General features: G+C 64.5%; 7 protein-coding genes. 2 read left to right on the top strand and 5 right to left on the bottom strand.

Annotated features, from left to right (window positions below; all coding sequences use genetic code 11):
• Window positions 1-287: 287 nt before the first annotated feature.
• A complete protein-coding gene (locus OZ411_RS26010) occupies window positions 288-2,900 on the bottom strand; it encodes a TIGR02302 family protein (protein ID WP_282530246.1) in 2,613 nt (870 codons plus the stop codon).
• Between the two features lie 257 nt (window positions 2,901-3,157).
• Here OZ411_RS26010 and OZ411_RS26005 point away from each other — a divergent pair, with 257 nt between their 5' ends.
• Complete coding sequence (locus tag OZ411_RS26005) at window positions 3,158-3,538, top strand: carboxymuconolactone decarboxylase family protein (protein WP_282530245.1); 381 nt, start codon at window positions 3,158-3,160, stop codon at window positions 3,536-3,538.
• A gap of 196 nt (window positions 3,539-3,734) precedes the next feature.
• The gene (locus OZ411_RS26000) at window positions 3,735-4,643 is read left to right on the top strand and encodes an NAD(P)-dependent oxidoreductase (protein ID WP_282530244.1); all 909 of its coding nucleotides are present in this window, start codon (window positions 3,735-3,737) and stop codon (window positions 4,641-4,643) included.
• A 345-nt stretch (window positions 4,644-4,988) separates the two neighbouring features.
• On the opposite strand, the gene OZ411_RS25995 is transcribed toward OZ411_RS26000, so the two are convergent.
• The 4 genes from OZ411_RS25995 to argH all read right to left on the bottom strand — a co-directional run bounded on the left by OZ411_RS25995 (window position 4,989) and on the right by argH (window position 8,665).
• The gene (locus OZ411_RS25995; RefSeq protein WP_130582602.1) at window positions 4,989-5,216 is read right to left on the bottom strand and encodes a hypothetical protein; all 228 of its coding nucleotides are present in this window, start codon (window positions 5,214-5,216) and stop codon (window positions 4,989-4,991) included.
• Between the two features lie 413 nt (window positions 5,217-5,629).
• A complete protein-coding gene (lysA, locus tag OZ411_RS25990; RefSeq protein ID WP_282530243.1) occupies window positions 5,630-6,895 on the bottom strand; it encodes a diaminopimelate decarboxylase in 1,266 nt (421 codons plus the stop codon).
• 7 nt (window positions 6,896-6,902) lie between these two features.
• Window positions 6,903-7,175: a lipoprotein gene (locus OZ411_RS25985; protein WP_282530242.1), complete on the bottom strand. Its 273-nt coding sequence runs from the start codon at window positions 7,173-7,175 to the stop codon at window positions 6,903-6,905.
• Between the two features lie 92 nt (window positions 7,176-7,267).
• Complete coding sequence (argH, locus tag OZ411_RS25980) at window positions 7,268-8,665, bottom strand: argininosuccinate lyase (protein WP_282530241.1); 1,398 nt, start codon at window positions 8,663-8,665, stop codon at window positions 7,268-7,270.
• Between the last annotated feature and the right edge of the window lie 34 nt (window positions 8,666-8,699).

Here is an 8,699-nt window from a genome sequence, read left to right as displayed (position 1 = left end):
CATATGGATGCAAGCGATCCGATCACCTCAAAAGCTCTTGTGCCACGGGGGCCGTCCACATATGGGTCCCGGCGTTCGCCGGGACGACACTTGTGCGAGACTTGACGGAGTCGCACCCCACACTCTCCGTCATACCCCGCGCAGGCGGGGTATCCAGTAAACGGAGACCTCTCGGCTCATTCGCCGGCGCCTCTGGAATACTGGATCGTCCGCCGGAGCCTGTCATCGGGCGGCGCTTCGCGCCGACCCGGTGGCGGACGATGACAACGGAGCGCGAGACTCCGCGCTCAGTAATCCTTCAGCAGGCGCTCGATGTAGTCGAGTTCGAGCTGCGGTCGCGCCGGGTCCGCGAGGCGGCGGCGGAGTTCTTCCAGGATTCGCCTGACGCGCTGCACGTCGATCTCGCCGGGGATCTTGACGGTGTAGTCGTCGCCGAACTCGCGGCCGTGCAGGGGGCGCCCGAGCGGATCGGTCTGGTTGCCGCCGCTCTGCTGCCTGCCGACGCGGTTGCCGGGGCCGTCGCCAGCCTGCTCGCCCTCACCCTGCTGCATCGCCTCGGCGAGGCTCTGCGCGCCCTTGCGCAGCGCATCCAGCGCGCGGCCCTGCGAGTCCACCGCACCGTCGGCATTGCCTTCGCCAAGCCGGCCGCTGGCATCGCCCATCGCGGAATCGGCCTGATCGAGCCCGTCCTCGCCGTCGCCCTGATCGCCCTCCTGGCCACCCTGACCTTGCTGACCTTGCTGGCCCTGCTGTCCTTGTTGGCCGCGCTGCCCCTTCTCGCCGCGCTGGCCGGGACCCATGCCGCGCTTGGCGAGCTCTTCCTGCAACTTCTGCAGCCGGTCGCGTAGCGCCTGCTGATCCTGCTGCAGGTCGCCCATGGACTGATCGCCCTGCTTGCCCCGCATGCGGTCGCGTCGCGAATCCTGGCCCTGCTTGAAGGTCTTGTCACGCAACTGCTGCTGCTTGCGGATCATGTCGCCAAGCTCGTTCAGCGCCTGCTCCATGTCGTTGTCGCCGCTCTGGCCGGGCTGCGCCATCTGCAGGTTCTCCAGCATCTGCTGGAGCTGATCGAGCAACTGCCTTGCCGCCTCCTTGTCGCCGGAGCGCGACAGCCGCTCCATGCGGTCGAGCATGTTCTTCAGGTCCTGCTGGCTCAGGACCTTGGCGTTGGGATCGAGCGGACGCGCCAATTGCTGCGGGTTGTTGCGGAACTGCTCGGCGAGTTGGCGCATGAAATTGTCGAGCGCCGCGCGCAGATTGTCGGTGAGCTTCTTGATCTCCTCGTCGCTCGCGCCACGCTCCAGCGCCTGCTTCAGCGCGTCCTGCGCCGCGCGCAGCGCCTTGTCGACGTCGGTGATGTTGCCGTCCTCGATGGTGACGGCAAGCGCCCACAGGCTGGCGACGACCTCGCGCAGCGCGTTGTCGGTATGGGCGGCCTCGAGCTGCCGCGCCACGCTGTGCAGGCCGAGATAGGTGCCGGCCTCGGGCGTGAACATTTCCGGCGCGATCAACAGCGCGTCCAGCGCGGCGTAGACATCGGCGTTCCTGTTGGCGTTGAGCGCGAGAATGCGGCGCTGCTCGATCAGCGCCCGCGCCAGCGGTTTCGTGAACAACCGCTCCGGCAGGCGCATGTTGAACGGTTCGCTCTTGGCCTCATTGCCGGCCTCGTCCTTTGCCGTCAGCGTCAGCGTCACATCCGCGCCGGCATAGGGGTCTTCGCTCAGATCCTTGACGGTCTGGCCGACGCCATTGCGGGTGCGCGCGTTCGGCAGCACGAGCGGGAATTGCGGCGGCTCGAACAGCGGCCGCACCTCTGCCGTCCTGGTCCCGGCCTGGGTTCCCGCTTGGCTCGGGTCCTTCGGTGCATCGCCCGGACGCGCGACGAATTGCGCGCGCGCTTCGGTGACGCCGTAATCGTCCTCGAGCCTGTAGGACAATTGCAGCGAGCCGCGCGCCTGGCGCTCCGGATCCTTGGCCAGGGCGATCGACGGCGGACGGTCAGGCGTTGCGGTAAAACGCCACAGCGGCTGGCCGGCCGGCGCGCGGACATGCGCGGTGCCGTCGCCTGCAATCTTGAAATGCCGCTCGTTGGTGCCCTTCGGCGCCTCCCCGCTCGGAGCGACCTCGGCCACGCCGCCACCGACCACGACATCGATATTGCCGCCGCTGGAACGCACCAAAAGCGTGCTGCCGGCGGGAACCGCCAATGGCCCGCTCTCGGCGGCAGCCGCTTCCCGGTTCGCCGATGACAGGATGATCGGCGGCTTGCCGGTATAGTTCGGCGGCGTCACCCAGGCATCGACCCGGATATTGGTCGGCGCCAGCACGCCATTCCAATCGAAGGCGGAGGCGAAACGGAGAGAACGTTCATCGCCCGCGGCGATATAGGCGGCGACCAGCATCACGATCACCAGCGCCCGCAGTGCCCAGGGATCGTGGATCGGAAGCCGCGGCGATGGCAGGCCGGCACGGATGCGCTTGAGCGAGGCCAGCGTGCGCTCGCGCTGTGCCTGCCACAGCGCCTGCGAGACCGGGTCCTGGCTCGAGAGCGTGTCGGTCAGCGCGGTCGCCGGACGATGGCGGATGCCGGTGCCGCGATCGAGCCGGCTCAAGCCCTCCTCGCGTGTCGGCCAGCGGAAGCGAACCAGCGGAAGCAGCGCGGCCAGCGCCAGCAGCGCGAACAGGCCTACGCCGGCCAGGCGTACCGCAAGCGGCAGCGCCAGCCAGAGTCCGGCCCAGGAAACCACCAGGAACAATCCGATGACGGTCAGAAACCGGGCCAGATGCGGCCACCCGCGCTCCCACGCGATCGCGTATTGTGCCCGCTGCAGGGCTTCGGTCAATTTTAGCCGCGCGACGGCGTTATGCTCGCGCGCGGGTTCAGTGGGGTCGCCGCTCAAGAAAATCTCCGGGTTGCCCGACAGGTCACCTTACCACAAGGGCGGCAATGAGGCACCCGTTCCGTTCCGGCAACCCACACGTGGAATTACGCATAACACGAAGGCGTGACTGCGCGTGAGCGACCCCGTAACGTCCTGCCACCACAACCCCAGATCATGATCCGAAATCGGACCGTGATTTCACCTTTTTGTCCGAGCATCGAAAACCGGATTCCGCTTTTCCGGATCATGCTCTCTGAACTGCATGAGGAAACGTCATGGACCAGAAGACGCACGACAAAGGCCTGGAAATCCGCAAGGCCGTGCTCGGCGAGGCCTATGTCTCCAACGCGCTGAAGAACGTCGACAGCTTCAACAAGCCATTCCAGGACCTGCTTAACGAATATTGCTGGGGCTCGGTATGGGGCCGCGAGGAATTGCCGCGCAAGACCCGCAGCATGCTCAACATCGCGATGATCTCGATCCTGAACCGGCCGCACGAATTGCGCGCGCATCTAAAGGGCGCGCTGACCAACGGCGTCACCCGCGACGAAATCCGCGAGATCCTGATGCAGGTCGCGATCTATGGCGGCATGCCCGCCGCCGTCGACAGTTTCCGTATCGCGCGCGAAGTGTTCGCCGAGATCGATAAGGCGTAGCGCCGTCGTCCCGGCCAAGCGAAGCGCGAGCCGGGGCCCATAACCACAGGCGGATGTGGTTGCGAAAACTGGGGCCACGGCCCCGCGCCACAACCTCTCCCTGGGGTTATGGGTCCGCCTTCGCGGGGACGACAGTGAGTGTGTGGCGCGCTGTTTCGCCGCAACGGCCCTCGCAAACAACGATAAAGGAAACACCATGGAAATTGGATTCATCGGCCTCGGGAACATGGGTTTCCCGATGGCGCGCCGGCTGGTCGAGGCCGGGCATCAACTTACCGTGTTCGATACGCGCAAGGAGGCCGTCGAGCGACTGACCGCGCGCGGCGCGCTAGCCGCGTCCTCGCCCAAGGAGATCGCCGACCGGGTCGAGACCGTGATGGCGAGCCTGCCTTCGCTGCAGGCCTCGCTCGAGGTCGCAACCAGCGCCGGCGGCGTGATCGAGGGCAAGCGCGTCAAGCGCTTCGTCGATCTCTCAACCGTCGGCTCGCAAATGGCGGTACGCATCCACGGCCTGCTGGCGAAGCGCAACATCGTGCAGATCGACAGCCCCGTCAGCGGCGGCGTCGGCGGTGCCGAAAAAGGAACGCTGGCGGTGATGGTCTCCGGTCCGCGTGCGGACTACGAGGCGCTGAAACCGGCGCTCGACGTCATCGGCAAAGTGTTCTTCATCGGCGAGAAGCCGGGCTCGGGGCAGACGATGAAGCTCGCCAATAATTTCCTGTCGGCGACTGCAATGGTTGCGACCTCGGAAGCGGTGGTGATGGGCGTGAAGTCCGGGCTCGATCCGGCCGTGATGATCGATGTCATCAATGCGGGCTCGGGCATGAATACGGCGAGCCGCGACAAGTTTCCGCGCTCGGTGCTGCCGCGCACGTTCGATTTCGGCTTCGCCACCGGCTTGATGGTGAAGGACGTGCGGCTGTGCGTGGAAGAGATGAAGTCGCTCGGCCTGTCGATGGAAGTCGCCGAAGCCGTCGGCCGCCTCTGGGAAACCGTGATCCGCGAGACGGGCCCGGAGTCCGACTTCACCTCCGCGATCAAGCCGATCGAGAAAGCGGCGGCCGTCGTGGTCGGTGGCGCAAAGGGCAGTCACGCGGCGAAGTGAGCCGTCGAAGCAAGATAGTGAGCCATCGAAGCAAGATGTCATCCCGGGGTAGCTGTCGTCCCGGGCTTGCGCGCCGCGGCGAAGCCTCTTGGCGAAGCCGGGACCCGGACCCATAACCACAGGGTTTAGTGACGTATGAATCTGCAACCGCTTGCTCGCACTAAAACACCATCCTGTGGTTATGGGACTCCCGCCTTCGCGGGGACGACACCGAGCAAGGTGACGCTCAGATCGAAAAATAAAGACCACTTTAGTCAAAAAGAAAGACCGCCTCGCGGCAGTCTTTGCGATTTCCACGAAGATGTTTTGTGTCGGTCGCTTTTGTGGCGCCTAACAGCGCAAGCGCTATTTCGAGTTGCGACGGCGCCTGACGTACCAGTAGACGCCTGCAGCGACGAGAAAGGGAAGTCCTGCGCCCGCGAGCGGGCCGGGCGCGCCACGATACGTTCCCTGGCCGACATAGGTGTAGACCTGGTCGGGAGGGAAGAACAGCGTGGCCGTGAAATACACACCGGCGGGCACCGCCGCCGCCATCAAGAGGAAAATCGCGAGAACCCAGCCTGGCAATGACATTGTTACTCCCCACACAGCCGTATTTGATAATATTAATCTCACTCGAATTTAAATACCTGTCAACGGAGATTTAATATTTAAATGGCAGGCATGCGAAAATGACGCAGGCATACGGGGCAAAAAGTGAAAATACTGCGCCCTCTCCGAGACTTATCAGTCACACCGAGAGCCAGCGGACGCTGCTCCGCGGCTGTGAGATGGTGTGATCACCGTACTGTTAAGGCAAAGCTGCGCAGGCGTGTCCGTCAGAGCTCAAAACGGCTCCCCAAGCTTCCGCACTCCACCGGGAATTCGTCCGGGAGGCCTGGTTATTGAAAATTTCCGCTGTCGCGCGGATTTTCCGATCGTTAAATTGAATTATACAGGCTGTTAAATCGCGCCGGCGTTTAAATGAATTAATTCCCGATCGCCGCTCACAGCCACGGCGCGGGCTTGTCCATCGCGATCAGCGCCTCGACCTCGACGCGCGGGCGCACGACGGCATACTGATCGTCCTTGACCAGCACTTCCGGCACCAGGGGCCTGGTGTTGTAGCTGCCGGACTGCACCGCGCCATAGGCGCCGGCGGTCATGATGGCCAGGAGATCGCCGGGCTTGGGCTCGGGCAGCGAACGGTCGAGCGCGAGATAGTCGCCGCTTTCGCAGACCGGGCCGACCACGTCGGCAACCATCATGGGCGCGTCTTTCTTGGCCTGCCGCACCGGCAGGATGTCGTGATGCGCTTCGTACAGCGTCGGCCGGATCAGGTCGTTCATCGCGGCATCGATGATGACGAAGTTCTTGGCATCGCCATGCTTCACATAGATCACGCGGGTGACCAGGATGCCGGCATTGCCGACGATCATCCGCCCCGGCTCGAACATCAGCGTGCAGCCGAGGTTATGCGTCACGCGCTTGACCATCGCGGCATAGGCGTCCGGCGCCGGCGGCGCCTCGCGGTCCATGTAATAGGGAATGCCGAGGCCGCCGCCGAAATCGATATGCGAGATGTTGTGGCCGTCGGCGCGCAAGGTCTGGACGAATTCGGCAAGGATCCGGAACGCGGTCTCCATCTTGCTGAGATCGGTGATCTGGCTGCCGATATGCATGTCGGCCCCTCGCACCTCGATGCCCGGCAGCTTCGCGGCGCGGGCATAGACGTCTCTCGCACGGGAGATCGGGATGCCGAACTTGTTCTCGGACTTGCCGGTCGAGATCTTGGCATGCGTGCCGGCATCGACGTCGGGATTGACGCGCACCGAAATGCGCGCGGTCTTACCCATCTCGGCCGCAAGGCGCGACAACAGCTCGAGCTCGGGCTCGGATTCGATGTTGATGCAGAGGATGTCGGCGGAAAGCGCGGCGCGCAGCTCGGCCTCGGTCTTGCCGACGCCGGAGAAGACGATCTTCGACGGCGGGATGCCGGCGGCGAGCGCCCGCTTCAATTCGCCACCCGAGACCACGTCGGCGCCGGCACCGAGCTTTGCCAAGGTGCGCAGGACCGATTGGTTGGAATTGGCCTTCATGGCGTAGCAGACGAGCACCTTCTCGCCGGCGAAGGCTTCGGTGAACACACGGTAATGGCGCTCCAAGGTCGCAGTCGAATAGCAATAGAAGGGCGTGCCCACGATCTCGGCAAGCTTGGACAGGTCAACCGCTTCGGCGTGCAGCACGCCGTCGCGATAGTCGAAATGATTCATGGCGCGCTCAGTCGAGAAGCGGATCGAGGACGAAGGATCGCTGGCGACCCTTGGCCGCGGCCGGCGGCGCATCCGTTCCGTAGTTCGGATTGAACAGGCTGGGCTCGGCTGCCCGCCGGGTCTCGGTATCGCCGTCCGGCGCGGCCGGCGTCTGCGCCGAGCTCGCGGTCGGCGGCAGGTCGAGCGGTCCCTTGCGTCCGCAGCCGCCAAGCGTCAGCGCGGCAACGCCGACAAGGATGAGAGCCCATCCCGACCGGGTCAGGCGGTGGTTACTGGTCACGACGAAATCCCCAATGCGGGCCGCACCATACAAACATTGATTTGCTCTGGCGAGCCCCCGGATAACCATGAGATTGCAGCGAAATTTGTCGTTCAGCCCAATTTTCGCTGTTTTTCCAGCCGCTTTGCCCAGGCCTTCGCCTGGGAAAGCACATTCCTGGGCGCGGTGCCGCCGTAGCTGGTGCGGCTTTTCACCGATGATTCGACCGACAGCACTTTCAGCGCGTCGGCGGTGATCTTCGGCTCGACCTCCTGCATCGCGGTCAGCGGCAGCTCGTGCAGGCTGACGCCCCGCTCCGAGGCCAGCGCCACGATGCGGCCGGTGACGTGATGGGCCTCGCGGAACGGCATTTTCAGGGTCCGCACCAGCCAGTCGGCGAGGTCGGTGGCGGTGGCATAGCCCTCGCCGGCCGCGGCTTTCATCCGCCCTTCGTCGGGCACGAGGTCTTCGACCATGCCGGTCATGGCGCGGATCGCGAGCGAGAGCGCGGCAAAGGCTTCCATCGCGCCCTGCTTGTCCTCCTGCATGTCCTTCTGATAGGCGAGCGGCAGGCCCTTCATCACGATCAGGAGCGCGGTGAGCGCACCGATCACCCGGCCGGTCTTGGCGCGCACCAGTTCCGCCGCATCCGGATTGCGCTTCTGCGGCATGATCGAGGAGCCGGTGGTGAACTTGTCGCTGAGGCGGACCAGGCCGACCAAGGGCGAGGTCCAGACCACGATCTCCTCGGCGAAGCGCGACAGGTGCACGGCCGTGATCGCCGCGGCCGACAGGGTTTCGAGGACAAAATCGCGGTCGGAGACGGCATCGAGCGAATTGGCCATCGGGCGGTCGAAGCCGAGCGTTTTTGCCGTCGCGGCCCGGTCGATCGGGAATGAGGTGCCGGCGAGTGCGGCGGCGCCGAGCGGCGATTCGTTCAGCCGCTTGCGGGCGTCAGCGAAGCGGCCGCGGTCGCGCGCCGCCATCTCGACATAGGCCAGCAGGTGATGCCCGAAGGTCACGGGCTGGGCGGTCTGCAAATGGGTGAAGCCGGGCATCACGGTTGCCGCATGTTCCAGCGCGCGGTCGACCAGCGCCTTCTGGAACGCGGCCAGCGCCGCATCCACTTCGTCGATGGTGTCGCGGACATAGAGGCGGAAGTCGGTCGCGACCTGATCGTTGCGGGAACGCGCGGTGTGCAGCCGGCCGGCGGCGGGGCCGATCAATTCCGACAGCCGGCTCTCGACGTTCATATGGATATCTTCGAGCGCGCGCTTGAAATCGAACGATCCCTTGTCGATTTCTGACAAAATCGTGTCTAGACCTTTGCCGATATTTTTCGCATCAGACGCGGTGATAATGCCTTGCGCGGCGAGCATCGCGGCGTGGGCCTTGGACGCGGCAATGTCCTGGGCATAAAGGTGACGATCGACGTCGATGGAGACGTTGATTTCCTCCATGATCGCGTCGGGACGTTCGGAGAACCGCCCGCCCCACATCTTGTTGCTCATGATTGCTCGCTCACGACTTCTTAAAACTTCAGGC

The sequence above is a fragment of the Bradyrhizobium sp. Arg237L genome (assembly GCF_029990105.1).
Classification (GTDB): domain Bacteria; phylum Pseudomonadota; class Alphaproteobacteria; order Rhizobiales; family Xanthobacteraceae; genus Bradyrhizobium.
The sequence above is the reverse complement of the archived record's forward strand: the minus strand, read 5'-3'. Positions and strand labels throughout refer to the sequence as shown.

Coding starts and splice junctions, on each gene's coding strand:
- OZ411_RS26005 (WP_282530245.1), top strand. CDS start 3,158: ATGGACCAGAAGACGCACGACAAAGGCCTGGAAATCCGCAAGGCCGTG.
- OZ411_RS26000 (WP_282530244.1), top strand. CDS start 3,735: ATGGAAATTGGATTCATCGGCCTCGGGAACATGGGTTTCCCGATGGCG.
- OZ411_RS25995 (WP_130582602.1), bottom strand. CDS start 5,216: ATGTCATTGCCAGGCTGGGTTCTCGCGATTTTCCTCTTGATGGCGGCG.
- lysA (WP_282530243.1), bottom strand. CDS start 6,895: ATGAATCATTTCGACTATCGCGACGGCGTGCTGCACGCCGAAGCGGTT.
- argH (WP_282530241.1), bottom strand. CDS start 8,665: ATGAGCAACAAGATGTGGGGCGGGCGGTTCTCCGAACGTCCCGACGCG.